General features: G+C 63.4%; 22 protein-coding genes. 5 read left to right on the forward strand and 17 right to left on the reverse strand.

What is annotated here, in order from left to right:
- Nucleotides 1-8: 8 nt before the first annotated feature.
- Complete coding sequence (locus ACIQYU_RS01560) at nt 9-722, reverse strand: ABC transporter permease (RefSeq protein ID WP_063911333.1); 714 nt, start codon at nt 720-722, stop codon at nt 9-11.
- A gap of 557 nt (nt 723-1,279) precedes the next feature.
- Between ACIQYU_RS01560 and ACIQYU_RS01565 the strand changes: the two genes are divergently transcribed.
- On the forward strand, nt 1,280-2,863 hold the full coding sequence (locus tag ACIQYU_RS01565; protein WP_003257876.1) for a peptide chain release factor 3: 1,584 nt from the start codon (nt 1,280-1,282) through the stop codon (nt 2,861-2,863).
- A gap of 133 nt (nt 2,864-2,996) precedes the next feature.
- Here ACIQYU_RS01565 and ACIQYU_RS01570 read toward each other — a convergent pair whose 3' ends face one another.
- The 13 genes from ACIQYU_RS01570 to ACIQYU_RS01630 all read right to left on the reverse strand — a co-directional run bounded on the left by ACIQYU_RS01570 (nt 2,997) and on the right by ACIQYU_RS01630 (nt 18,894).
- Nucleotides 2,997-4,076: a polyamine ABC transporter substrate-binding protein gene (locus tag ACIQYU_RS01570; RefSeq protein WP_144170659.1), complete on the reverse strand. Its 1,080-nt coding sequence runs from the start codon at nt 4,074-4,076 to the stop codon at nt 2,997-2,999.
- A 52-nt stretch (nt 4,077-4,128) separates the two neighbouring features.
- On the reverse strand, nt 4,129-4,470 hold the full coding sequence (locus tag ACIQYU_RS01575; RefSeq protein ID WP_063911335.1) for a cupin domain-containing protein: 342 nt from the start codon (nt 4,468-4,470) through the stop codon (nt 4,129-4,131).
- A 32-nt stretch (nt 4,471-4,502) separates the two neighbouring features.
- Nucleotides 4,503-5,909, reverse strand: a complete 1,407-nt coding sequence (locus ACIQYU_RS01580; RefSeq protein ID WP_343582788.1) for an FAD-binding oxidoreductase — start codon at nt 5,907-5,909, stop codon at nt 4,503-4,505.
- A gap of 63 nt (nt 5,910-5,972) precedes the next feature.
- Nucleotides 5,973-6,782 (reverse strand): nuclear transport factor 2 family protein, encoded by an 810-nt coding sequence (locus tag ACIQYU_RS01585; RefSeq protein ID WP_144170661.1) that lies wholly within the window; start codon nt 6,780-6,782, stop codon nt 5,973-5,975.
- Nucleotides 6,783-7,153: 371 nt separating this feature from the next.
- Nucleotides 7,154-8,122 carry a peptide ABC transporter ATP-binding protein gene (locus ACIQYU_RS01590; RefSeq protein ID WP_024086321.1) on the reverse strand — a complete coding sequence of 323 codons (969 nt, stop codon included), beginning with the start codon at nt 8,120-8,122 and terminating at the stop codon, nt 7,154-7,156.
- Nucleotides 8,122-9,090: an ABC transporter ATP-binding protein gene (locus ACIQYU_RS01595; RefSeq protein ID WP_207834740.1), complete on the reverse strand. Its 969-nt coding sequence runs from the start codon at nt 9,088-9,090 to the stop codon at nt 8,122-8,124. Before ACIQYU_RS01595 ends, ACIQYU_RS01590 begins: the two co-directional genes overlap by 1 nt.
- Nucleotides 9,091-9,100: 10 nt before the next feature.
- Complete coding sequence (locus ACIQYU_RS01600) at nt 9,101-10,027, reverse strand: ABC transporter permease subunit (RefSeq protein WP_063911340.1); 927 nt, start codon at nt 10,025-10,027, stop codon at nt 9,101-9,103.
- A 10-nt stretch (nt 10,028-10,037) separates the two neighbouring features.
- Nucleotides 10,038-11,048, reverse strand: coding sequence for an ABC transporter permease subunit (locus ACIQYU_RS01605; RefSeq protein WP_012316108.1), 1,011 nt, complete (start codon nt 11,046-11,048; stop codon nt 10,038-10,040).
- 91 nt (nt 11,049-11,139) lie between these two features.
- Nucleotides 11,140-12,750, reverse strand: coding sequence for an ABC transporter substrate-binding protein (locus ACIQYU_RS01610; RefSeq protein ID WP_402797951.1), 1,611 nt, complete (start codon nt 12,748-12,750; stop codon nt 11,140-11,142).
- A 77-nt stretch (nt 12,751-12,827) separates the two neighbouring features.
- Nucleotides 12,828-14,207: an OprD family porin gene (locus tag ACIQYU_RS01615; protein WP_063911341.1), complete on the reverse strand. Its 1,380-nt coding sequence runs from the start codon at nt 14,205-14,207 to the stop codon at nt 12,828-12,830.
- Nucleotides 14,208-14,426: 219 nt separating this feature from the next.
- Nucleotides 14,427-16,019, reverse strand: a complete 1,593-nt coding sequence (locus ACIQYU_RS01620; RefSeq protein WP_402797955.1) for an ABC transporter substrate-binding protein — start codon at nt 16,017-16,019, stop codon at nt 14,427-14,429.
- Between the two features lie 146 nt (nt 16,020-16,165).
- Nucleotides 16,166-17,791, reverse strand: a complete 1,626-nt coding sequence (locus tag ACIQYU_RS01625; protein WP_402797958.1) for an ABC transporter substrate-binding protein — start codon at nt 17,789-17,791, stop codon at nt 16,166-16,168.
- 386 nt (nt 17,792-18,177) lie between these two features.
- Nucleotides 18,178-18,894: an SIMPL domain-containing protein gene (locus ACIQYU_RS01630; protein ID WP_015269044.1), complete on the reverse strand. Its 717-nt coding sequence runs from the start codon at nt 18,892-18,894 to the stop codon at nt 18,178-18,180.
- Between the two features lie 201 nt (nt 18,895-19,095).
- On the opposite strand from ACIQYU_RS01630, the gene ACIQYU_RS01635 reads away from it, so the two are divergent.
- From ACIQYU_RS01635 to ACIQYU_RS01650, 4 genes are all read left to right on the forward strand, one after another.
- Nucleotides 19,096-20,352 carry an ATP-binding protein gene (locus ACIQYU_RS01635; protein WP_087502527.1) on the forward strand — a complete coding sequence of 419 codons (1,257 nt, stop codon included), beginning with the start codon at nt 19,096-19,098 and terminating at the stop codon, nt 20,350-20,352.
- A complete protein-coding gene (locus ACIQYU_RS01640; protein WP_025337806.1) occupies nt 20,352-20,912 on the forward strand; it encodes a response regulator transcription factor in 561 nt (186 codons plus the stop codon). Before ACIQYU_RS01635 ends, ACIQYU_RS01640 begins: the two co-directional genes overlap by 1 nt.
- 263 nt (nt 20,913-21,175) lie before the next feature.
- A complete protein-coding gene (locus ACIQYU_RS01645; protein WP_207834732.1) occupies nt 21,176-22,117 on the forward strand; it encodes an AEC family transporter in 942 nt (313 codons plus the stop codon).
- Nucleotides 22,118-22,173: 56 nt separating this feature from the next.
- Nucleotides 22,174-23,532, forward strand: a complete 1,359-nt coding sequence (locus ACIQYU_RS01650; RefSeq protein WP_207834730.1) for an amino acid permease — start codon at nt 22,174-22,176, stop codon at nt 23,530-23,532.
- A gap of 117 nt (nt 23,533-23,649) precedes the next feature.
- Here ACIQYU_RS01650 and ACIQYU_RS01655 read toward each other — a convergent pair whose 3' ends face one another.
- From ACIQYU_RS01655 to ACIQYU_RS01665, 3 genes are read right to left on the reverse strand one after another with little or no spacing between them, the layout of a single operon-like run.
- On the reverse strand, nt 23,650-24,021 hold the full coding sequence (locus ACIQYU_RS01655) for a carboxymuconolactone decarboxylase family protein (protein ID WP_063911346.1): 372 nt from the start codon (nt 24,019-24,021) through the stop codon (nt 23,650-23,652).
- Nucleotides 24,022-24,031: 10 nt separating this feature from the next.
- A complete protein-coding gene (locus ACIQYU_RS01660; protein WP_207834862.1) occupies nt 24,032-25,075 on the reverse strand; it encodes a calcium/sodium antiporter in 1,044 nt (347 codons plus the stop codon).
- A 60-nt stretch (nt 25,076-25,135) separates the two neighbouring features.
- Nucleotides 25,136-25,516, reverse strand: a complete 381-nt coding sequence (locus tag ACIQYU_RS01665; RefSeq protein ID WP_207834728.1) for a septal ring lytic transglycosylase RlpA family protein — start codon at nt 25,514-25,516, stop codon at nt 25,136-25,138.
- Nucleotides 25,517-25,642 lie beyond the last annotated feature (126 nt).

Consider the following 25,642-nt stretch of genomic DNA (forward strand, 5'->3'; position numbering starts at 1 on the left):
CCCTCTTGTTATCCAGCCAGGCCACGTTCCAGCCAGCGCTTGCTGGAGAAACTCACCGCCGCGTCCAGCACCAGCGCCAGCAGCGCGGTGCAGGCGGCACCCAGCAGCAGCTGTGGCTGGTTGTTCAGGGCGATGCCGGGGAAGATCAGGCTGCCCAGGCTGTTGGCGCCGATCAGGAAGGCCAGCGGTGCGGTGCCCACGTTCAGCGCCAGGGCCACGCGCACGCCGCCGACGATGATCGGCACGGCGTTGGGCAACTCAACCTGCCAGAGTTGCTGGCGCGGGGTCATGCCGATGCCGGTGGCGGCTTCCTTGAGCGAGGCGGGGACGTTTTTCAGGCCCTCGTAGGTGTTGCGCACGATGGGCAGGAGGGAGGCGAGGAACAGGGCGAAGATTGCAGGCCCGGCGCCGATGCCCAGGATACTCAGGGCGATGGCCAGAACGGCCAGGGGAGGGATGGTGTTGCCAACGTTGAACAACTGCATGAAGCGCTCGGCTTTGTCGACCCGCTGCGGTCGACTTAACGCAATGCCGGCGGGGATGCCCACGGCCAGCGCCGCCGCCATCGAAGCCAGCACCAGGACCAGGTGCGCTTGCAGGTAGAACCCAAGATCGTCGCGATAACGCGTGATCGTGTCGATGCCGATCCAGTGGACCAGCAGGGCCAGGATGACGAGCACGGCGGCCCATCCCAACAGCCCTTTTCCGTAGCGTTTTGCCACAGGCGGACTCCTTGTGTAGTCGGCGAGCACACTTCTTGGTTGCCGGCCAGTCCTGGCGGCGGGTGGTGTGTTCGCGAGTAGCAGCATGACGCACGCCGAAGGCTGCGATCAGGCCATGAGCCGAACCCCGTCGGGCCCGAAAATGCTGATGAAAACAGCTCCCCAACCGAAGCGGGTTGCAGGGGAGTGGACGTCTCCGTGGGCGTAAAGGTTCCCATCTGGGGCGGCATTTGGCCAGTGCTAATCACTGGGTGTATCGAAATATGGCGAGAAAAAACAGCGTATTAATTCGCTACAAGCGTTGAAATAACTGACCTGTGGCCATTTATCGTGATAAAGCGATTGCCTGTGGAATCGGCTTTGCCTGAGCCGGCCCTTTCGCGGGTAAACCCGCTCCCACAGGGACTGCACCGCACCTGGACGCTGTGCAGTCCCTGTGGGAGCGGGTTTACCCGCGAAGAGGCCGGCACAGCACCACTCATTCCTCAGGTTTTGGTCCCGGCCCAACTTCAGGTATGATATCGCCCCTTTTAAATCCCCCAGTCAGGCGATTTCCCATGACCAACCAGGCCGCCGAAGTCGCGAAGCGCCGCACTTTCGCAATCATTTCCCACCCCGACGCCGGTAAGACCACCATCACCGAGAAGCTGCTGCTGATGGGCAAGGCCATTGCCGTCGCCGGTACCGTGAAGTCGCGCAAGTCCGACCGCCACGCCACCTCCGACTGGATGGAAATGGAGAAGCAGCGCGGCATCTCCATCACCACCTCGGTGATGCAGTTCCCGTACCGCGAGCACATGATCAACCTGCTCGACACCCCCGGTCACGAAGACTTCTCGGAAGACACCTACCGCACCCTGACCGCGGTGGACTCGGCGCTGATGGTGCTCGATGGCGGTAAAGGTGTAGAGCCACGCACCATCGCCCTGATGGACGTGTGCCGCCTGCGCGACACGCCGATCGTCAGCTTCATCAACAAACTCGACCGTGACATCCGCGACCCGATCGAACTGCTCGACGAGATCGAAGCGGTACTGAAGATCAAGGCGGCACCGATCACCTGGCCGATCGGTTGCTACCGCGACTTCAAGGGCGTGTACCACCTGACCGGTGACTACATCGTGGTGTACACCCCGGGCCACGGCCACGAGCGCACCGAAGCCAAGATCATTCAGAAGCTGGACTCGGACGAGGCCCGCGCTCATCTGGGCGACCAGTACGACTCGTTCGTCGAGCAGCTGGAGCTGGTGCAGGGGGCCTGCCACGAGTTCAACCAGGAAGAGTTCATCAACGGCCAGCTGACTCCGGTGTTCTTCGGTACTGCATTGGGCAACTTCGGTGTCGACCACGTGCTCGACGCAGTCGTCGACTGGGCGCCGCGCCCGCTGGGCCGTGTTGCCCACGAGCGTACCGTCGAGCCTGTGGAAGAGAAGTTCACCGGCTTCGTGTTCAAGATCCAGGCGAACATGGACCCGAAACACCGCGACCGCATCGCCTTCATGCGCATTTGCTCGGGCAAGTACGAGAAGGGCATGAAGATGCGCCACGTGCGGATCAACAAGGACCTGCGTATCGGCGATGCGCTGACCTTCTTCTCCTCCGAGCGTGAGCAACTGGAAGAGGCCTATGCCGGCGACATCATTGGCCTGCACAACCACGGCACCATCCAGATCGGCGACACCTTCACCGAAGGCGAGGCGCTGGGCTTCACCGGTATCCCGCACTTCGCCCCGGAACTGTTCCGCCGCGTACGCCTGAAGGACCCGCTGAAATCCAAGCAGCTGCGTCAGGGCCTGCAGCAGCTGGCCGAAGAGGGCGCGACCCAGGTGTTCTTCCCGGAGCGCAGCAACGACATCATCCTCGGTGCGGTCGGTGTGCTGCAGTTCGACGTGGTCGCCAGCCGCCTGAAGGAAGAGTACAAGGTCGAGTGCGCCTACGAGCCGATCACCGTCTGGTCGGCGCGCTGGATCGGCTGCGACGACAAGAAGAAGCTCGAGGAATTCCAGAACAAGGCCATGGAAAACCTGGCCATCGACGGTGGCGGGCACCTGACCTACCTGGCGCCGACCCGGGTCAACCTGTCGCTGATGGAAGAGCGCTGGCCGGACATCAAGTTCCGCGCTACCCGCGAGCACCACTGATTTTCGAGAGCCTGCCAACTGACCCTGTGGGAGCGGGTTCACCCGCGAATGCGTCGGTGAATTCAATATCGCATTCGCGGCGGTTCGGCGCTCCGATGAACCCGCTCCCACAGGGACCGTGCTAAGACCGAAATTAATTCCCGGCCTTGATACTGGTCCAGATCCGGGTTCTGATACGGTCGATCTTCGCCGGCATTGCCTCCAGCGCATACAGCTTGCCCATCACTTCCTCGCTCGGGTAAACCATCGTGTTGCCCTTCATCGCCGGTTCCACGAGCCCGTCCGCTTCGAGGTTGCCGTTGGCGTACTGCACATGGTTGCTGATGTTGGCCATCACCTGCGGCTGCAGCAGGTAGTTCATGTAGGCATACCCGGCCTTTTCATCCGGCGCATCGGCCGGCATGGCGACCATGTCGAACCACATCGGCGCGCCTTCCTTCGGGATCGAGTACCCCACGTTCACTCCGTTCTTCGCTTCTTCGGCGCGATTCTTCGCCTGCAGCACATCCCCCGAGAAACCCACCACCACGCAGATATCGCCATTGGCCAGGTCGCCGGTGTACTTCGATGAGTGGAAGTAGCTGATGTACGGCCGCACCTGCATCAACAGCGCCTTGGCCTTGTCGTAGTCCGCCGGGTTCTGGCTGTGGTGCGGCAGGCCCAGGTAGTGCAGGGCGATCGGCAACAGTTCGGGGCCGTTGTCCAGCACGGCGACGCCGCAGGTTTTCAGCTTGCTCATGTATTCGGGCTTGAAGATCAGGTCCCATGAGTCCAGTGGCGCGTTGTCCCCGAGCACCGCCTTGACCTTGTCGATGTTGTAGCCGATACCGGTGCTGCCCCACAGGTAGGGGAAGCCGTACTGGTTGCCCGGGTCGTTCACCTCCAGCGCCTTGAGCAGCACCGGGTTGAGGTTGTGCCAGTTGGGCAGTTGCGACTTGTCCAGGCGCTTGAGGGCCTTGCCCTGGATCTGCCGGGCCATGAAATGGTTGGACGGAAACACCACGTCGTAGCCGGAGTTGCCGGTCATCAGCTTGCCGTCGAGGGTTTCGTTGCTGTCGTAAACATCGTAGGTGGGCACGATACCGCTGGCTTGCTGGAAGTTCTTCAGTGTGTCGGGGGCGACGTAGCTGGACCAGTTGTAGATCTTCACCGTTTCGGCGGCGCCGGCCACGCTGGCGGCCAGCATCAGGGGGGCGAGAAGGAGCGTGCGCATGTCGGGGTTACCTTGCTTTGTCTGTTGTTGTCGAAGGCAGGCGATCAGCGGATCAGAAAATAAGGACGTAGGTCTTGCGCACGGTCTCCTGGATGTCCCAGGTGCCGGTGCTGTTGGCCGGTAGCATCAGTGCGTCTCCGGCTTCTATGAGCAGCGGCTTGCCACCGTCGGGGGTGAAGGTGCAGCGGCCCTTGATGAAATGGCAGAACTCCTGCTGCACGATCTGCCGCCGCCAGCGCCCGGGGGTGCACTCCCAGATGCCGGTTTCGACGCCGTCGCTGCGTTCCACGCAGGTGACCGAGGTCACCGCCACGGGCTCGCCGAGTGGTACCGCAACGGGGTTGGAGCTATCCAGCACGGCGCTGTCGCTGTTCTTGAACTGGGTGATGTTCATGACCGGTGAATCCTGTGTCAGGGAAAGGGAAGTCAGTGCATGAAACCTTCCATGAAGTCCGCAAGACTGCTGGCCAGGCGCCGCCTCCACGACGCGCAGGCGGGATTGGCGAGGGTCCGGTCCTCGTGGACGAAACTCTGGATGATTGCGTTGTAGCCCAGCCAGCGGCAGGGCTCGGGTGGCCAGCTGGCCAGGCTTGAAAGCGGGCGGTTGTCGAGCACCCAGGGTTGCGCAGTCAGTTCGTTGTGCTGGTTGAGGATCAGCGCCGCCAGGGTGCGCCCGCCCAGGTTGGTGGCGCCGACACCCTCGCCGCCGTAGCCGCCGGCCAGGGCGATGCCGCGCTGGCGGTCGCAGAGCATGTGCGGGTGGAAGCGCCGTGCCATGCCCAGGTTGCCGCCCCACGAATGGGTGATGCGCACGTGCTTCAGCTGCGGGAACAGTTCGCTGAACAGATAGCGGCGCAGCTCGATTTCCTGTTCAGTGAGGTTGAAGTTTTCGCGCAGGCGGCCACCGAAGCGGTAGCCGCCACGGGCGCCGAATACCAGGCGGTTGTCGGCGGTACGCTGGCCATAGGTGACCTGGCGGCTGCTTTCGCTGAACGCCTGGCCCTGGTTCAGGCCGATCTGTTCCCAGGTGGCCTCCGGCAATGGCTCGGTGGCCACCAACAGGCTCTGTACCGGCAGCTGATGTTTGCCCAGTGGCGGCAGGCTGGCGGCGTAGCCCTCCACGGCGGGTACCATCCATTGGCAGCGAATGCGCGCCAACGGGGTACGCACCTCACCGGTCTGCCAGTCGATGGCCGGGGTGTTTTCGTAGATGGGTACGCCCAGCGCTTCTACCGCTCGGGCCAGGCCACGCGCCAGCTTGGCGGGTTGGATAGTTGCGGTGTGCGGGCTGTAGATGGCCCCATAGGCATTGCTGACCCGCAACTGGGCGTCCAGCTGTTCGGGGCGCAGCCAGCGGTAGTCGTCCTCGGTCATGCCCTGACGATAAAGGTCGTCGAGGTAGGCGCGCAGGCTACGCTCCTGTTCCGGGTAGCGTGCGGCGCAGTACAGCACGCCGCCTTTGCGGTAATCGCAGTCAATGCCCTCGCGTTGCAGCACGCGGTGTACTTCATCAGGAATGCCATGCAGCAGGTCGATGCTGGTGCGCCGCTGTTGCGGCGAAAGGGTCGCGAGCAGGCGGCTTTCGCCGAGCAGGTTGCCCATCAGCCAGCCGCCGTTGCGCCCCGAGGCGCCAAAGCCGGCGATGTTGGCATCGATCACGGCGATGTTCAGCTGTGGCGCCTGACGCTTGAGGTAGTAGGCGGTCCACAGGCCGGTGTAGCCAGCGCCGATGATGCACACATCCGCTTCCAGGTCGTCGCGCAGGGCCGGGCGGGCGCACAGCGGCTCGTCAAGCTGGTCCATCCACAGGCTGAGCGTGCGCAGGGGTTGCATCGGGTTCGGCTCCACATCCGTCAAGGTCTGTGGCGATCCTAGTGGTGTCGGCGGGCGGCTGTCCTACGTGCGTGCACGCAGGGAAATTTGCTTCAGGTAGGCCTTGGGCGTAAGCCCGGTGTGTTCGCGGAAACACTTGTAGAACGCCGACAGCGAGTTGAAACCGGCATTGAACGCCAGCTCGTCGATCGTCGCCTCGACGCTGTCGTCATCGAGGCTGGCCATCAGGTGCTGCAGGCGGGCCTGGTTGACGTAGCGGTAGAAGCTTTGCCCGAGCACCTGGTTGAGCAGGTAGGAGATCTGGTTGCGGCTGTAACCGCTGGCGTCGGCCACCTGTTGCAGGTCCAGCTCCGGGTCCAGGTAGGGGCGCTGACGCTGGAAGTAGTGTTCCAGGTCCTGAGCCATGGTCGACAGTTGTCGGGGGGACAGGCCAAGGCGGCTGGTGGCTGGGCGCGGGCCGCTGCTGGTGTGGCCGCTGCCGTTCTGGCGGACCAGCGTGGCGTACTCGTTGACTTGCCAGATCAGGCCGTCCTTGACGGTGATCGCCTCGCTGGACTGGAACGCTACCAGGCCATCGCCGCCCTGGACCGTGACCTGGTACTGGATGAACGCGGTGCAGCCGTCGACGCGGATACGGTCGCTGTGCACGATGTCTTCGCCGGCTTCATGGGGCAGGCAGGCGCGCACGTAGTCACGCAGTTCCTGGTAGCCGAGCACGCGGTTCTGGAAGAAGTCGTGGTACTGGATGTCGGGGTGGTAGAGCGCAATGACGCCGTCGAGGTCGCGGTGCTTCCAGCACAGGTGGTAGCGCAGCACGGTGTCGGCGGTGAGCGGGGTCTGCTCGGGGCCGTCGGGGAGGGTAGTGGCGGTCATGAGCCTGATAGTGCATTGCAGAACACCCAGCTGCAAGGGTGCGGATCCGGCATATTGCACGGTTTCGCCAAGCGGCTTGGGGAGTAAGCCGTTGATTCGGTTGAGTGTGATTTTTTGACAGGGATGGCATGGCGAGTGCACCGGTCTGTTCAACATCGAACAAGGAGAAAGACCATGCGCTCGATACTGCTCTGGATGATTGGGGTGCCGATTCCGGTGATTATCCTGATCTGGTTCTTCATGCATTGAGATCCCCGGGGCCGCTTTGCGGCCCTTCGCGGGTAAACCCGCTCCCACAGGGAGCGCACAGATTTCGAATGCTGTGAAACACCTGTGGTAGCGGGTTTACCCGCGAAGAAGGTCATACCGATCTAGAGGAACTGCTCCGCATAGTGGCAGGCCACCTGCCGCGTACTCACCTGCCGCAACGCCGGCACCTCCTTGGCACACCGCTCGGTCGCATACGGGCAGCGCTTGTGAAACGCACAGCCATCCGGCGGGTTCAGCGGGTTGGGCAACTCCCCGGCAATACGAATCTTCGGCTTCAACGGGTCCGGGTGAATCGCCGGCGTCGCCGACAGCAACGCCTGGGTATACGGGTGCAACGGCCTTTCGTAGATATCCTCTTTCGGCCCCATCTCCGCCGGCCGCCCCAGGTACATCACCAGCACCTGATCGGCCACATGCCGTACCACCGCCAGGTTGTGCGAGATGAACACATAGGCGGTGTTGAACTCCTTCTGCAAATCCATGAACAGGTTCAGCACCTGGGCCTGGATCGACACATCCAGCGCCGAGGTCGGCTCGTCCGCTACCAGCACCTTGGGCTGTAGCATCATCGCCCGCGCCAGGGCGATACGCTGGCGCTGGCCGCCGGAGAACATGTGCGGGTAGCGCTGGTAATGCTCGGGGCGCAGGCCGACCTGTTCCATCATCTTCTGCACCTTTTCTCGCCGCTCGGCCTTGCTCAGTGAGGTGTTGATCAGCAGCGGCTCGGCCAGCTGGTCACCAATCTTCTGCCGAGGGTTGAGCGAGGCGTAGGGGCTCTGGAACACCATCTGCACGTCGCGGCGCAGTTGTTTGCGTTCGCTCTTGCTGGCGCCTTTCACTTCGGTGCCGGCAATTTGCAGCGAGCCGGACGACGGCTCTTCGATCAGAGTCAGGGCGCGGGCCAGGGTCGACTTGCCGCAGCCGGACTCGCCGACCACGGCCAGGGTCTTGCCGGCCTCCAGTTCGAACGACACGCCATTCAGCGCGCGGACCAGGGCGTGGCCCTTGAACAGCCCGCGAGAGACTTCGTAATGCCGGGTCAGCTCCCGGGCGGATAGAACGACGGCCATCACGCCACCTCCTGGTTCAGCGGGTAGAAGCAACGCACCAGGCCATGGGCCTGGGGATCGAGGGGCGGGCGCTGGCGCCGGCAGTTGTCCTGCACGTACGGACAGCGCGGTGACAGCAGGCAGCCCTCGGGGCGGTCGTAGCGGCCGGGGACGATACCGGGCAGGGTGGCCAGGCGCTCGGCGCCGATGCTGTGCTCGGGAATCGCCGCCAGCAGTGCTTCGCTGTAGGGGTGGGCAGGCACGTCGAACAGCTCCGGCACCTGGCCCACTTCCACGGCCTGGCCGGCGTACATCACGCATACGCGCCTGGCCGTTTCGGCGACCACGGCGAGGTCGTGGGTGATCAGGATGAGCGCCATGTTGCGCTCTTTCTGCAGGTTGACCAGCAGCTCCATGATCTGCGCCTGGATGGTCACGTCCAGTGCAGTGGTGGGTTCGTCGGCGATCAGCAGCTTGGGTTCGCCGGCAATCGCCATGGCAATCGCCACGCGCTGGCTCATGCCGCCGGACAGTTGGTGCGGGTAGGCGTCCAGGCGGCTTTCGGCCGCCGGGATCTCGACCTTTTTCAGCAGCTCCAGGGCACGCTGGCGCGCGGCCTTGCCCTTCAGGCCCAGGTGCTGGCGCAGCACTTCCTCGATCTGGTAACCCACGGTGTAGCTGGGGTTGAGCGCGGTCATCGGGTCCTGGAAGACCATGGCGATGTCCTTGCCCACCACCTTGCGCCGCTGGCGGCCGCTGAGCTTGAGCATGTCGGTGCCGTCGAAGGTGAGCGCGTCGGCAGTGATGCGCCCCGGGGCATCGATCAGGCCCATCAGGGCCATCATGGTCACGGACTTGCCGGAGCCGGATTCGCCGACGATGGCCAGGATCTCGCCGGCCTCCACCGTCAGGTCCAGGCCATCGACCACCGGTACCGCAGTGGCGTCGCCGAAGCGCACGTTCAGGTTGTTGATCTGCAACAGTGACATGGCGTTCTCCTCAGGCGGCGTTCTTGAGTTTCGGGTCCAGCGCATCGCGCAGGCCGTCGCCCATCAGGTTGATTGCCAGCACACTGAGCAGAATGGTCAGGCCGGGCAGGCTCACCACCCACCAGGCGCGCTCGATGTAGTCACGGGCCGAAGCCAGCATGGTGCCCCACTCCGGGGTCGGCGGCTGCACGCCAAGGCCGAGGAAGCCCAGGGCGGCAGCGTCGAGGATGGCCGAGGAGAAGCTGAGGGTGGCCTGCACGATCAGCGGTGCCATGCAGTTGGGCAGCACGGTGACGAACATCAGCCGTGGCAGCCCGGCACCGGCCAGGCGTGCGGCGGTGACGTAATCGCGGTTCAGCTCGCCCATCACGGCGGCGCGGGTCAGGCGCACATAGGATGGCAACGATACGATGGCGATGGCGATCACGGTGTTGATCAGGCCTGGGCCGAGGATGGCGACGATGGCCACCGCCAGCAGCAGCGAGGGCAGCGCCAGCATCACGTCCATCAGGCGCATGATCGACGGGCCGAGCAGTTGCGGGAAGAAACCGGCCAGCAGGCCGAGCAGGATGCCCGGGATCAACGACATCACTACCGACGACAGGCCGATCAGCAGCGACAGCCGCGCGCCCTGGATCAGCCGCGAAAGCAGGTCGCGGCCCAGCTCGTCGGTGCCGAGGATGAACTGCCAGCTGCCGCCTTCGAGCCACACCGGCGGGGTCAGCAGGAAGTCGCGGTACTGCTCGCTCGGGTCGTGCGGGGCGACCCACGGCGCGAACAGCGCGCAGAACACCACCAGGCACATGAAGGCCAGGCCCATCACCGCGCCTTTGTTGCGCGCGAAGGCTTGCCAGAATTCTTTGTACGGCGAGGGGTAGAGCAGGCTCTGGTCCACCGGGCTGGCCGGCGTGACGGATTTCGGAATCGGGCTAGTCATGGCGAGGGCCTCAGCGCTGATGACGGATGCGTGGGTTGGCCAGGCCGTAGAGGATATCCACCACGAAGTTGACCAGGATCACCAGGCAGGCGATCAACAGGATGCCGTTCTGGACCACGGGGTAGTCACGGGCACCGATGGCTTCGATCAGCCACTTGCCGATGCCCGGCCAGGAAAAGATGGTTTCGGTCAGCACTGCACCGGCCAGCAACGTGCCGACCTGCAGGCCGAACACGGTCAGTACCGGGATCAGCGCGTTGCGCAGGCCGTGCACGAACACCACGCGGGCCGGTGACAGGCCTTTGGCGCGGGCGGTGCGGATGTAGTCCTCGCGCAACACTTCGAGCATCGACGAGCGGGTCATGCGGGCAATCACCGCCAGCGGGATGGTGCCGAGCACGATGGCCGGCAGGATCAGGTGCATCACCGCGTCCTTGAACGCGCCTTCCTCGTCGCTGAGCAGGGTGTCGATGAGCATGAAGCCGGTCTTCGGCTCGATGTCATAGAGCAGGTCGATGCGCCCGGACACCGGGGTCCAGCCCAGGCTCACCGAGAAGAACATGATCAGGATCAGGCCCCACCAGAAGATCGGCATCGAGTAACCCGCCAGGGAAATGCCCATCACCCCGTGGTCGAACAGCGAACCGCGCTTGAGCGCGGCGATCACCCCGGCCAGCAGGCCGACGATGCCGGCGAACAGCAGGGCGGCGAAGGCCAGTTCGAGGGTGGCCGGGAACAGGGTGAGGAACTCGCTCCACACGCTCTCGCGGGTGCGCAGCGATTCACCGAGGTCACCCTGGGCCAGCTTGCCGACATAGTCCAGGTACTGGACCGGCAGCGGCTTGTTCAGGCCCAGGCGCTCCATGGCCTGGGCATGCATTTCGGGGTCGACCCTGCGCTCGCCCATCATCACTTCCACCGGGTCACCGGGGATCAGGCGTATGAGCGCGAAGGTCAGCAAGGTGATACCGAAAAAGGTCGGTATCAGCAGGCCAAGGCGCCGGGCAATAAAGCTCAACATTGTCGGGGTTACCTCATCAGGCCGTGGGGCGATCAGCCCGCTACGGTGGTGCCGCCGGTTCCCGTGTGGGTTGCCGGCGGTCGTTGTTGTTCTACTTCACCTTGGTGGTGGCGAAGTTGTTGTTGGTCAGAGGGCTGACTACGTAGCCCTCCACGTTGTCACGCATGGCGGTGAACACCTTGGGGTGGGCCATGCTGATCCAGGGTTGGTCCTCATCGTACACCTTCAATGCCTCGCTATAGAGCCTTGCGCGCTCGTCGTTGTCGATCACTTCGCGGGCCCGGCTGATCAGCTCCTGGAATTGCGGGTTGCACCAGCGGGCGTAGTTCTCGCCGCTCTTGGCTGCATCGCAACTGAGCAGGGGACTGAGGAAGTTGTCCGGGTCGCCGTTGTCGCCCGCCCAGCCAGTGGACACCAGGTCGGCTTCACCCTTCTTGGCCCGGCGCAGCATCTCGGCCCACTCCATCACGCGGATATCCAGCTTCAGGCCTATCTGCTTGAGGTCGGCCTGCAGCATCTCTGCGGACAGGCGCGGGTTGGGGTTGGTCGGGCCGCCTCCGTTGCGGGTGAACAGGGTGATCACCGTGCCTTCCGGCACTCCGGCTTCCTTGAGCAGTTCACGGGCCTTGGCCAGGTCGCGGGGCGGGTTCCTGTTCTCACGGTTGTAGCCGATCATGCTCGGCGGGTAGGGGTTCACCCCCACCTGGGCGTTACCTTTGCCGAACAGTTGGTCGACATGGGTCTGGCGGTCGAAGGCCATGTTGATGGCTTTGCGCACACGCACATCGCTCAGGTACTTTTGTTGGGTATTCATCGAGATGTAGCCGGTAACCAGCGCTTCGGTTTCAGCCACCTTTAGCGTGGGGTCTGCCTTGATCGACGGCACATCCTCCGGCTTGGGGTACAAAGCGACCTGGCATTCGTTGGCGCGCAGCTTCTGAAGGCGTACGTTGCTGTCGGTGGCGATGGCGAATATCAGGGCATCGGCCGGTGGCTTACCGCGGAAGTAGTCCGGGTTGGGCTTGAAGCGGACCTGGGCGTCTTTGTTATAACGCTGGAAGATGAACGGGCCGGTACCTATCGGTTTGCTGTTCAGCTCGGCGGTCTTGCCGGCCTTGAGCAACTGGTCGCCGTATTCGGCGGAGTAGATCGAGGTGAAGCCCATCGCCATGTCACGCAGGAACGGCGCTTCCGGGCGGGTGAGGGTGATCACTACAGTGTGGTCATCGGTCTTGTCTACCGACTTGAGCAGGTTCTTGAAGGCCATGCTTTCGAAATACGGGTAGCCGACGCTGGTCTTGTCGTGCCACGGGTGCGCCGGGTCGAGCTGGCGGCGCAGGCTCCACAGCACGTCATCGGCGTTGAATTCGCGGGTGGGCTTGAAGTAGTCGGTGCTGTGGAACTTCACGCCCTGGCGCAGGTGGAAGGTGTAGGTCAGGCCGTCTGGCGAGATATCCCAGCGCTCGGCCAGCGCCGGCTGCACGTCGGTAGTGCCAGGCTTGAAGTCGACCAGGCGGTTGAACAGCGTTTCGGAGGCGGCATCGAAGGTGACTGCCGTGGTGTACTGGACAACATCGAACCCTTCCGGGCTGGCTTCGGTGCACACCACCAGCGGTTTGGCCGCCAGTTGCGTGGCGCTGCCCAGGACCAGCGCTGCCAGGGCTAGGCGCAGCGGCAGCGATTTCATGAAAGCTTTCTGCATGGGTTGAAACTCCCTGCTTGCATTGATTCCAGCGTAGCCGCCACGGCCCGCAACGAAGCGGGCCGTGGCGCCGGCCGTCAGAGAATGTTGAATGGAATGGTGGTCACCACCCGGAACTCATCCAGGCTGCCATCGCCCTGGGCCTTGCTGGCGCGGTGCGCGGTGTAGGTGGCGCGGATGCTGGTGTCTTTCAGTGGCCCGCTCTGCACCGCGTAGCTGGTGCCGATGCCCCACTCGTAGTGGGTTTCGCCATCCAGGCCGTTCACGTCGTAGGCGGTGCCGCGGTAATGGGTACCGTCGATGCCCCAGCCGCGGGCGTTGTACAGGTTGAACTTCAGGCCCGGCACGCCGTACGGCGCCATGTTCAGCACGTAGGAGATCTGCAGCGACTTCTCGTTGGGGCCGTTGAAGTCCGACAGCAGTGAGTTGGCCAGGTAGATGCCGTTGGTTTCGTGCAGGTAGTCGAAGTACTCGTTGCCGTTCACCTGCTGCCAGGAGGCGCTGAGGGTATGGGCCTGGTGGGTCAGACCGAGCGACAGGCTGTAGGTGTCGTTGTCGATCTCGCCCATCTTCTTGCTGCCGGCGTCGACGGTCTTGTAGTAGTTCAGGCCAGTGCTCAGGCTGAGTACAGCGCTATCGCCGAGCACGTGGTTGGCGCCGAAGTAGTACTGGTTCCAGAAGTCGTCGACCTTGGTGGCGTACAGGCTGGTGCTCAGGCTCTTGAACGGCTGGTAGTTGATACCGGCGGTGCTGGCGCGGTCGGTTTCCACGCCGGTGGCACTGTACTCGCTGCGGAACTTGCTGAGGCTCTGTTCGGTACGCGGCGAGACGCGGTCGAAGGTGCCCAGGTCGAAGCTCAGGTTGTCGAATTCGGCACTGTGCAGGAACGCGCCCTGGAAGCTCGACGGCAGGGCGCGGTTACCAATGTAGGCGATCATCGGTGTGTCCACCGACTGGCGGCCGACGGTGAGGGTGGTGTTGGACACCCGCGCCTTGACGTTGGCCAGGCCCATCTTGCTCCACTGGCCGATCGGGTCGCCGTCGCTGTGGGTCAGGGTGCGGTTGTTGGGGCCGGCGACGGCTTCGCGGCTCTGCTGCAGGGCGATGGCGTTGTAGCCGGCGGCTTCGACGGCGAAACCGACGGTGCCCTGGGTGAAGCCAGAACTGTAGTTGAGGATGGTGCCCTGCACCCAGTTCTCGCGGCTGTGGGTGTCGTGGCGGGTGCCGTCGCTCTTGTAGTACTTCCACAGCGGGGCGCGTGCGGCGCGTTCGCGGGCGTACCAGTTACGGGTGCTGCCGGACAGGCTCTGGCCGTCGATGAAGCCACTGGCCTGCTCCTGCTCGCTGCTGCCTTTGAGGGTAATGGGGATGTAGTCCTGGCTTTGCGGGTCGGCCTGGGCCACGGTGGATAAGGCACTGATGGATAATGCCAGTGCGGTCAAGGTGAATACTCTCAAGGTTAAAGCTCCCTTTCTTTTCTAGTTATTGCCGGCCTTGTGGGCCGGGTGATTGCTGCGGTGTTGCCAGGGTTGCCCGGGGTCTCCGGGCTGAATCGGGGTGTTGTGTTGGCCCTTTCGCGGGTAAACCTGCTCCCACAGGGGCACCACAGGTTTCGGCATGTGCGCCGTACCTGTGGGAGCGGGTTTACCCGCGAAGAGGCCTTTGAGGGTTAAAGATCAGTCGACACTCACACCGGAAAAATCATTGCGCCCGAACGGGCTGACCTTGAACCCGGAAACCTTGACGCTGAGCGGTTGGTTGACCGTGGAGTGCGCCACCGGGGTAATCGGCACCTGTTGCTTGAGCCGCTGCTGGGCCTGCTGGTACAGGGCGGTGCGCTGCGCGCGGTCGGTGACCTGCTTGGCCTGCTTGACCAGGCTGTCGTACTGCGGGTCGCACCATAGCGAGTAGTTGTTGCTGCCGATGGCATCGCAGTTGTAGAGGGTGCCCAGCCAGTTGTCCGGGTCGCCGTTGTCCCCGGTCCAGCCGATCAGGGCGATATCGTGCTCGCCGCTTTTCATGCGCTTGAGGTACTCGCCCCATTCGTAGCTGACAATGCGCACCTTGAAGCCGAGCTTGCTCCAGTCGGCCTGGAGCATTTCCGCCATCAGCTTGGCGTTGGGGTTGTACGGGCGCTGCACCGGCATGGCCCACAGGGTGATCTCGGTACCCGGCTTGACCCCGGCCTGCTGCAGTAGCTGCTTGGCCTTTTCCGGGTCGAAGGGCGCGTCCTTGAGGCTGTCGTCATAGGACCACTGGGTCGGCGGCATGGCGTTGACTGCCAACTGGCCGGAGTCCTGGTACACGGCCTGGATGATCGCCTGCTTGTTCACCGCCATGTCCATCGCCTGGCGCACTTCCAGGCGGTCGAACGGTGGGTGTTGGGTGTTGTAGGCGATGTAGCCGAGGTTGAAGCCCGGCTGCTGCTGCACCTGCAGCTTGCTGTCGGCCTTGAGCGCCGGCAGGTCGGCGGGACGCGGGTGCAGGGTGACCTGGCACTCGTTGCGGCGCAGCTTCTGGATGCGCACCGAAGGGTCGATGTTGATCGAGAACACCAGGTTGTCGATCTTCACCTCCTGGGGTGCCCAATAGGCCTTGTTGCCCTTGTAGCGGATCTGCGAATCCTTTTGATAACGCTGGAACACGAACGGCCCGGTGCCGATCGGTTGCTGGTTGATGTCGCTGGGGCGCCCGCTGGCCATCAGCTGTTCGGCGTATTCGGCAGAGAGGATGGAAGCGAAGCTCATGGCCAGGTTCTGGATGAACGCGGCATCGACCTTGTTCAGGGTAAAGATCACGGTCAGTGGATCGGCTTTCTCGACACGGGCGATGTTCTTGTCCAGGCCCATGCTGATGAAATAGGGGAACTCGGTCGGGTAGGCCTGGCGGAACGGATGGTTCTTGTCGAGCATGCGGTTGAAGGTGAACAGTACATCGTCGGCGTTGAAGTCGCGGCTCGGCGTAAAGGCCTTGTTGCTGTGGAACTTCACCCCTTCGCGCAGGTGGAAGGTGTAGCGCAGGCCATCGTCGGACACCTCCCAGCGGGTCGCCAGGGCAGGGTGCACGGCGGTGCCGCCGCGCTCGAACTCGACCAGGCGGTTGTAGATCGGTTCGGCGGCGTCGTTGTCGGTGGCGCTGGTGTACTGCGCGGTGTCGAAGCCGGCGGGGCTGCCTTCGGAGCAGAACACCAGATTGTTGGCCAGCAGGGCCGGCGATTGGCTGATCAGGCCCAGGGCCAGCAGGGCGGAAAGGCGGGTAGTATGGCGCATGGCAAGTCCTGTTACGGCTGTTTGCGCCGCCTCGGGGTACGAATGGCGGCAACAGTTCGCCGACCCCGCTGCGGGTAGCGGCGGGACGACATGAATAGGTGGCGAGGTTGGCGGGCACCCGCCGTTTAGCGGGTGCCGTAGCTAGGCTATTTGTCCACGCTGACGCCGTAGAAGGAGTTCAGGCCGAACGGGCTGATCTTGTAGTCCTTCACCTTGACGCTCATGGGCTGGTACACGGTGGAGTGGGCGATCGGGGTGATCGGCACCTGCTCCTTGAGGATGTGCTGCGCCTTTTGATACAGCTCGGTGCGCTTGGCCTGGTCGGAGGTGGCCTTGGCCTGCTTGATCAGGTCGTCGTAGGGCTTGTAGCACCACTTGGAGAAGTTGTTGCCGCTCATGGCATCGCAGCCGTACAGGGTGCCCAGCCAGTTGTCCGGGTCACCGTTGTCACCGCTCCAGCCGATCAGCATGGCGCCCTGTTCGCCGCCCTTGGAGCGCTTGATGTACTCGCCCCATTCATAGCTGACGATCTTTGCCTTGATGCCGACCTTGGCCCAGTCGGATTGCAGCATCTCGGCCATCAGCTTGGCATTGGGGTTGTACGGGCGTTGCACCGGCATGGCCCACAGGGTGATTTCGGTGCCTTCCTTGATGCCGGCTTCCTTGAGCAGCTGTTTGGCCTTTTCGGGGTCGAATGGCGCGTCCTTGATACTGTCGTCGTAGGACCACTGGGTCGGCGGCATGGCGTTGACCGCCAGCTGGCCGGCGCCCTGGTAGACCGACTCGATGATCTTTTTCTTGTCCACGGCCATGTCCAGCGCCTGGCGGACTTTCAGCTGGGCCAGCGGGTTGGCCTCGTTGCTGCCCTTGATCTTGTCCATCACGTTGTAGGCGATGTAGCCGAGGTTGAAGCCGGCCTGGTCAGGCATCTGCAGCTTGGGGTCCTGCTTTAGCGGCTGGATGTCGGCCGGACGCGGGAACAGGGTGACCTGGCACTCGTTCTTCTTCAGCTTCTGCATGCGCACCGAGGCGTCGGTGGTGATGGCGAAGATCAGGTTGTCGATCTTCACTTCGTCGGGTTGCCAGTAGTCCTTGTTGCCCTTGAAGCGGATCTGCGCGTCCTTCTGGTACTTGCTGAACACGAACGGGCCGGTGCCGATCGGCTTCTGGTTGATGTCGGCGGCCTTGCCGTCCTTGAGCAACTGGTCGGCGTATTCGGCGGACTGGATCGAGGCGAAGCTCATGGCCAGGTTCTGGATGAATGCGGCGTCGACTTCGTTGAGGGTGAACCTCACCGTGTGCTCGTCGAGCTTCTCCAGCCTGGCGATGTTCTTGTCCATGCCCATGTCGGTGAAGTACGGGAACTCGGTGGGGTAGGCCTTGCGGAACGGGTGGTCCTTGTCGAGCATGCGGTTGAAAGTGAACAGCACATCGTCGGCGTTGAAGGTGCGGGTGGGCTTGAAGTAGTCGGTGGTGTGGAACTTGACCCCTTCGCGCAGGTGGAAGGTGTAGGTCTTGCCGTCATCCGACACTTCCCATTTGGTCGCCAGCCCCGGGATGACGGCAGTGCCGCCACGTTCGAACTGGGTCAGGCGGTTGAACACGGTCTCGGCCGAGGCGTCAAAGTCAGTCCCTGTGGTGTATTGCCCCGGGTCGAAGCCGGCCGGGCTGCCTTCGGAGCAGAACACCAGGTTCGATGCGGCGAGGGCCGATGGTGCGCCAGAGAGCAAGCCTGCACCTAGCAGGAACGGAAGGACTGCGTGTTTGAGCATGGTGGCCTCATTTTTGTCATTTTTCGATTGAGGTGGCCTCGTGAGCCGACCTGCGGATACTTATGCAGGGGGCGTTCCCAATGCAATATGGGGACGGATGATTGGCGTCAGAAAAGTGGTACGGGCGTACATGGATGTCGCATTGGTATAACTTTCAGCGAAGTTAAACGTTTGCGCGGGCAAAATGATGGCTTTTTGCGGGATGTTTCTGGGCGAGGGAAGTTGTAGGAAGCACCTTTTTAGTGCGTAGGAAAGGTCTGAAACCCTGAATTTGACGCGATCCCTGTGGGAGCGGGCTTGCCGGCGAACACGGGCGAAGCCCGTGCCATCCACCGCGGTGTCTTTTTCGCGGGCTCGCCCGCTCCCACAGGTATTTCGTGGATCTGTTAAGGCATCTGCACTTCAATCAGGCCATCGGCATTCATGCTCACTTCACTGGTCCCGGCCTCGATATCCGGCGCCGGTGCCGACTCATCAGCCCCCATGGCCTTCATCGCCATCGGCGCACTGCGCAGGTACGGGCGTGGGTAACCGCTGCTGTTGAGGTTCAGGCTGACCACTTTGTAACCCTTGCCACCCAGCGCCTCGGTAGCCAACTGCGCGCGCGCCTTGAAGGCATCCACCGCATCCTTGAGCAGTGCATCCTCGCTGGCCTTGCGCGTGGCCGGGGCGATGGAGAAGTCCATGCCACCCATTTTCAGCTCTTGCAGCAGGTCGGCGGTCAGCTGCGACAGGGCCGGGAAGTTGGCGCTTTCCAGGCGCAGCTCGGCACGTTCGCGCCAGCCGGTAATCTTCTGGCCCTTGCTGTCATACACCGGGTAGCTGTTGCGGCTGCCCTGGCTGATCTTCACGTCCTTGACCTGGCGCGACTGCTGTACGGCCTTGTTCATGGTTTCGGTGATCTGCTTGGCGAGCTTGCCCGGGTCGGTGTTCTGCGCTTCGCTGTACAGGGTCACGACCATCAGGTCGCGTGCCACTTCCTTGCTGACTTCGGCGCGCAGCGAGACCTGGTTGTAACGCGGCTCATCGGCAGCCAGCGCCGGCAGGCTGGCGAGCAGGCCGCAGGACAGGATCAGGGCGGTGCCGCGACGTGGGATTTGCATGTGATACTCCTTGGCAATATAAGGCGTGGGTTCTGGTCATCCATTCCACGCATGGCCCATCAGACCGGCAACAGTGTAGTGGGTTCAAAAGTGCCATCATCAACCTGTGACAAAGTGTGGCGCTTTGCCGCATCGCTGCAGCGAGGCGCCCGGCTTCGGTATACTCCAGCCGATTTTCTGGAGCACTCATCAGGAGAGCTCATGCTCGCCGCCGTACAACCGCTGTCCGCTACCCGTCAGAATCTCTGGCGCCTGACCATCATTCGGGTCCTGGTCCTGGCTGCCCAGGCCGGCTCCGTGGGCGTCGCCTACTGGACCGAACTGCTGCCCTTGCCCTGGCTGTCACTGGCCGGCACCCTGGCCTTGTCTTCGCTGCTGTGTGCCTTCACGGCCCTGCGCCTGCGCCTGTCGTTGCCGGTCACCGAACTGGAGTATGCCCTGCAACTGGCCTGCGACCTGCTGATCCACAGTGCCTTGCTGTATTACTCCGGCGGCTCGACCAACCCGTTCGTGTCGTATTACCTGGTGCCGCTGGCGATTGCCGCAGTTACCTTGCCGTGGCTGTATTCGCTGATCCTTTCCGGCATTGCCCTGACCGCCTACAGCCTGCTGCTGGTGCAGTTCTACCCCCTCGAAGGCCTGCCGATGGCGCGGGACAAGATGCAGGTGTACGGCATGTGGCTGAGTATTGCCTTGGCCGCTGCAGTGATTACCTTCTTTGCCGCACGCATGGCCGAGGAGCTGCGCCGCCAGGAGCAGCTGCGTTCCGAGCGGCGTGAAGAGAGCCTGCGCGACGAGCAGCTGCTGGCCGTGGCCACCCAGGCCGCCGGTGCCGCCCATGAGCTGGGTACACCGTTGGCGACCATGAGCGTGCTGCTGAACGAAATGCGCCAGGACCACGCCGACCCGCTGCTGCAGGAAGACCTGCAGATCCTTCAGGACCAGGTGAAGCTGTGCAAGGAAACCCTGCAGCAGCTGGTACGCGCCGCCGAAGCCAACCGCCGCCTGGCCGTTGTGGAGCAGGACGTGACGGCCTGGCTGGACGAAGCGCTCAACCGCTGGCACCTGATGCGCCCGGAAGCCAGCTACCGCTTCCAGCGCCTGCGCGATGGCCAGGTGCCGCGCCTGACGCCGCCGCCGGACCTGACCCAGGCGCTGCTGAACCTGTTGAACAATGCCGCCGATGCCTGCCCCGATGACCTTGAAGTGCGCCTGGACTGGGACACCCATGACATCGTCATCAGCATCCGCGACCATGGCCCCGGCGTGCCGCCGGCCATCGCCGAAGCCATCGGCAAACCCTTCATTACCACCAAAGGCAAAGGCTTCGGCCTGGGCCTGTTCTTGAGCAAGGCCAGCGTGACCCGTGCGGGCGGTTCGGTGAAACTCTATAGTCATGAACAGGGTGGCACCCTGACCGAACTGCGCCTGCCCTATGGCAAGCGAGGAGATGAATGATGAGCGAAGAAAACCAGGTCGAAGGCGAAGAGCTGCCGCACCTGTTGCTGGTGGATGACGATGCCACCTTCACCCGGGTCATGGCTCGTGCCATGAGCCGCCGCGGTTTCCGCGTGAGCACTGCCAGCTCTGCCGAGGAAGGGTTGATCCTGGCCCAGCAGGACCTGCCGGACTACGCCACACTGGACCTGAAGATGGACGGCGACTCCGGGCTGGTGCTACTGCCCAAGCTGCTGGAGCTGGACCCGGAAATGCGCGTGGTGATCCTGACCGGTTACTCGAGCATTGCCACTGCGGTGGAGGCGGTCAAGCGCGGGGCCTGCAACTACCTGTGCAAGCCGGCCGATGCCGATGACGTGCTGGCGGCGCTGCTGTCGGAGCACACCGACCTGGACACCCTGGTGCCGGAAAACCCGATGTCGGTCGACCGCCTGCAGTGGGAGCACATCCAGCGCGTGCTGAACGAGCACGAGGGCAATATCTCGGCCACCGCGCGGGCGCTGGGCATGCACCGACGGACCTTGCAGCGCAAACTGCAGAAGCGCCCGGTCCGGCGCTGATTCAGTACTGACTGTACTGGCCTCTTCGCGGGTAAACCCGCTCCCACAGGTATTTCACAAGCCTCAAGACTTGTGCAGTACCTGTGCTCCCACAGGTATTTCACAAGCCTCAAGACCTGTGCAGTACCTGTGGGAGCGGGTTTACCCGCGAAAGGGCCGTAACTGACAGAAACTTCTCTTTATCACCCCGCGATCCCCGCAAGTCCCGGCCGTTGGCGTATCATTAGCCCCCTAACGGCAACCCCCTCCAGGATCGCTTGCGCATGCTCGCCCTTCTTATCCAGACACTGAACATCACGGCCCCGGTCTTCGCCATGCTGTTCATGGGCATGCTGCTCAAACGTATCCGCCTGATCGACGACAATTTCAACCGCGTCGCCTCGCAGCTGGTGTTCAACGTGTGCATGCCGGCGCTGCTGTTCCTCGGCATCTACCACGCCGACCTGGCCACGGCGGTCAAACCCGGCGTCCTCCTCTATTTCATCGTCGCCACTCTGGTCGGTTTCGCCATTGCCTGGGGCCTGGCCATCTGGCGCAGCCCGCGGGCAGACCGGGGCATCTATACCCAGGGCGCATTTCGCGGCAACAACGGTGTGATCGGCCTGGCGCTGGCCGCCAGCCTGTACGGCGACTACGGCATCTCCCTGGGGGCGGTGCTCGCCGGCCTGGTCATCCTTCTGTACAACTCGCTGTCGGCAGTGGTGCTGGCGGTGTACAGCCCGGACCTTAAGTCCGACCCGTGGAGCATCTGCAAGAGCATTTTCAGCAACCCGCTGATCATCAGTGTGCTGGTGGCCACGCCCATGGCCTACGGCCAGGTGCCGCTGCCCAACTGGCTGCTGACCTCGGGCGACTACCTGGCGCAGATGACCCTGCCGCTGGCGCTGATCTGCATCGGCGGCACGCTGTCGCTGGCGGCACTGCGCGCCAGCGGCAGGCTGGCCATCGACGCCAGCCTGGTGAAGGTGGTCTGGCTCCCGCTGTTAGGCACCCTCGGCGCCTGGCTATGCGGCTTCCGTGGGGCCGAGCTGGGCATCCTGTTCCTGTATATCGGCAGCCCGACCGCAGCGGCCAGCTACGTCATGGCGCGGGCGGCCAAGGGCAACCATGAGCTGGCGGCGTCGATCATCGTGATTACCACGCTAATGGCGGCGATCACCACCAACATTGGTATTTTCATCTTGCAGTGGGGCGGATGGATCTAGATCCTTGACTGCAAACAACACAAAAAACACAGCCTCACTGAGCTAAAGGACACTTCATGCAAGACCAGAGCACGCCCGAGCGGTTACAGCGCGGGCTGAAGAATCGCCATATCCAGCTGATCGCGCTGGGCGGGGCCATCGGTACCGGGTTGTTCCTGGGTATCGCCCAGACCATCCAGCTGGCCGGCCCCTCCGTGCTGCTGGGCTATGCCATTGCCGGCCTGATGGCTTTCCTGATCATGCGCCAGCTCGGCGAAATGGTGGTGGAAGAGCCGGTGGCTGGCAGCTTCAGCCACTTCGCCCACCAGTACTGGAGCGAGTTCGCCGGCTTCGTCTCGGGCTGGAACTACTGGGTGGTGTACGTGCTGGTCGGCATGGCCGAGCTGACGGCGGTGGGCATCTACGTGCAGTACTGGTGGCCCGGCTTCCCCACCTGGGCCACGGCGGCGATCTTCTTCGTGGTGATCAACCTGATCAACCTGACCCAGGTGAAGGTCTACGGCGAGATGGAGTTCTGGTTCGCCCTGGTCAAGGTGGTGGCCATCGTCAGCATGATCGGCTTCGGCGCCTGGTTGCTGACCAGCGGCCATGGCGGCCCGGACGCCAGCGTGGCTAACCTCTGGCAATACGGCGGCTTCTTCCCCAACGGTGTCACCGGCCTGGTGATGGCGCTGGCGGTGATCATGTTCTCGTTCGGTGGCCTGGAGCTGGTGGGTATCACCGCTGCCGAGGCCGACAACCCGCGCCAGAGCATCCCCAAGGCCACCAACCAGGTGGTGTACCGCATCCTCATCTTCTATATCGGTGCCCTGGCAGTGCTGCTGTCGCTGTACCCGTGGCAGAAGGTGGTGCAGGGTGGCAGCCCGTTCGTGATGATCTTCCACGAGCTGGACAGTGACCTGGTGGCAACCATCCTCAATATCGTGGTGCTGACGGCCGCGCTGTCGGTGTACAACAGCTGCGTGTACGCCAACAGCCGCATGCTGTTCGGCCTGGCCAGCCAGGGCGATGCACCGCGTCAGTTGCTGAAGGTAAGCCGTAGCGGTGTGCCGCTGACCGCGCTGGGCGTGTCGGCTTTCGCCACCGGGCTGTGCGTGCTGATCAACTACCTGATGCCGGGTGAAGCCTTTGGTTTGCTGATGGCCCTGGCGGTGTCGGCGCTGGTGATCAACTGGGCGAGCATCAGCATTACCCACCTGAAGTTCCGCAAGGCCAAGCTGGCGGCCGGGATTAACCCGTTCTACAAGAGCTGGGGGCACCCGGTTACCAACTACCTGTGCCTGGCATTCATCGTGCTGATCCTGGTGGTGATGTACCTGACCCCGCCGATTCGCATTTCCGTGATGCTGATCCCGGGGTGGATCCTGGTGCTGTGGGTGGCCTTCAAGATGAAGAAGGCTCGCCAGGCCAGGTAAGTACCAGTACCGACCTCTTCGCGGGTAAACCCGCTCCCACACGGACCCCACAGGCGCCGAAAGTTGTGCGGTACCTGTGGGAGCGGGTTTACCCGCGAAGAGGCCGGTACAGGCTACCTATTGATAACTGTCGATCACTTCCTGCGCTGCACGGAAAGCATCGATTGCCGCCGGCACCCCCGCATACACCGCGCAATGCAGCAGCGCTTCGCGAATTTCCTCCACCGTACAGCCATTGTTCAACGCTCCACGCACATGCCCCTTGAGTTCCTGCGGGCACTTGAGTGCCGTCAGCGTGGCCAGGGTAATCAGGCTGCGGGTTTTCAACGGCAGCCCGTCGCGAGCCCACACGCTGCCCCAGGCATGTTCGTTGACGAAGTCCTGCAGTGGCTGGGTAAAGTCGGTGGCATTGCCCAAGGCGCGGTCGACGAACACATCGCCCATCACCTGGCGCCGAATCTGTTCGCCGGTTTTCTTGCTATCAGCCATGTTGTTTTCCTTAGTGTTGGCGGCGCCAGGCTCGTATGGTGGTGTACAGCAACACCATGGCGAGCACCGGCAGTACGTAGAACAGCATCAACCGCTCCAGGCGGCCGGCCAGTGGCATGCCCATGGTAAACGCCGCGACGTGTAGCCCATAGGCCAGGTACAGGCAGAGGAACACCAGGCCTTCGGCGCGGGTGATGCGGTAGCCGGAATAGAACACCGGCAGGCTCAGCGCGGCAACACCGAGCATCACCGGCAGGTCGAAGGCCAGGGCGTTGGGCGAGATCGACAGTGGCTCGGGGGTGACCACTGCGGTCAGGCCCAGCACGGCCAGCAGGTTGAACAGGTTGCTGCCGATCACTGTGCCTACGGCGATTTCCCGTTCGCCGCGCAGGGCGGCGATCAGCGCGGCGGCCAGTTCCGGCAGGGAGGTGCAGATGGCAACGACGGTCAGGCCGATGATGCGCTCGGACAGGCCCAGGTCGGTGGCCACTTCTACGGCGGCCTCTAGCAACAAATGGCCCGCCAGGCTCAACAGGCCCAGGCCGGCCAGCACCTGCAGCAGCGTGCCCGACCAGAAGCGCCCGGCGCCGTTTGTGACGGCGGCCGGAGCGGGGTAGGTGCGTGCGTAGTGGCGCGACTGGTGCCAGAGTATCGCCAGGTAGCCGGCCAGGCCGATCAGCAGCAACACGCCTTCGACCCGGCCCAGGTGGCCGTTGGCGGATAACGCGTAGACCAGGGCGCTGGCGACGATCATCAGTGGAATGTCCAGGCGTACCAGTTGCCGCGACACGCGCAGCGGGATGATCAGGGCGGCCAGGCCGAGAATGACCAGTACGTTGAAGATATTGCTGCCGATTACGCTGCCCACCGCCACATCCGGCACGCCCTGGTAGGCAGCCTGCAGGCTCACGGTCATTTGTGGAGCGGTGCTGCCGAAGGCCACCAGGCTCAGGCCGATGATCAGCGGGCGTACGTGCAGGCGCTGGGCCAGGCGCAGGGCTGCGCGCACCAGCAGTTCGGCACCGCCGACCAGCAACAGCAGGGCGATACCCAGTTGCAGGAGGCTGAAGGTGGGAAGGGTGGCGAGGTCGAAAATGGTCGGACTCCTGTCGCGTCAGTTGCTAAGCCCTTGTACTCGCACGCGTGCGGTTCCGCTACGGATCATGCCGATTTTTTCTGCGGCGGCACGTGATAGATCGATCAGGCGGCCGCGGGTATGTGGGCCGCGGTCGTTGATGCGTACCACGACGCTGCGCTGATTGGCCAGGTTGGTCACCCGTACCCGGGTGCCGAAGGGCAGGCTACGGTGGGCGGCGGTGAGGCCGTGCTGGTTGAACGGTTCGCCGCTGGCGGTGCGTTTGCCATGATGGCGCGCGCCGTAATAGGAGGCGGTGCCGGTCTTGTCGTAGCCGTCGGGGTCGACGTCGACGTCCTGGCTGGCGCAGCCGGCCAGCAGGGAGAGGAGGGCGAGGGTGCTCAGGGATCGTTTTAGCAATTCAGATGCTCCGATATGGCCCATTCGCGGCTAAAGCCGCTCCCACAGGTATATCACCGCTGTCGAGAGCAGCGCTGTACCTGTGGGAGCGGCTTCAGCCGCGAACGAGGGCGAAGCCCTCGCAGG

Origin of the sequence: Pseudomonas sp. NPDC096925 (genome assembly GCF_044762545.1) — a bacterium.
Lineage (GTDB): Bacteria > Pseudomonadota > Gammaproteobacteria > Pseudomonadales > Pseudomonadaceae > Aquipseudomonas.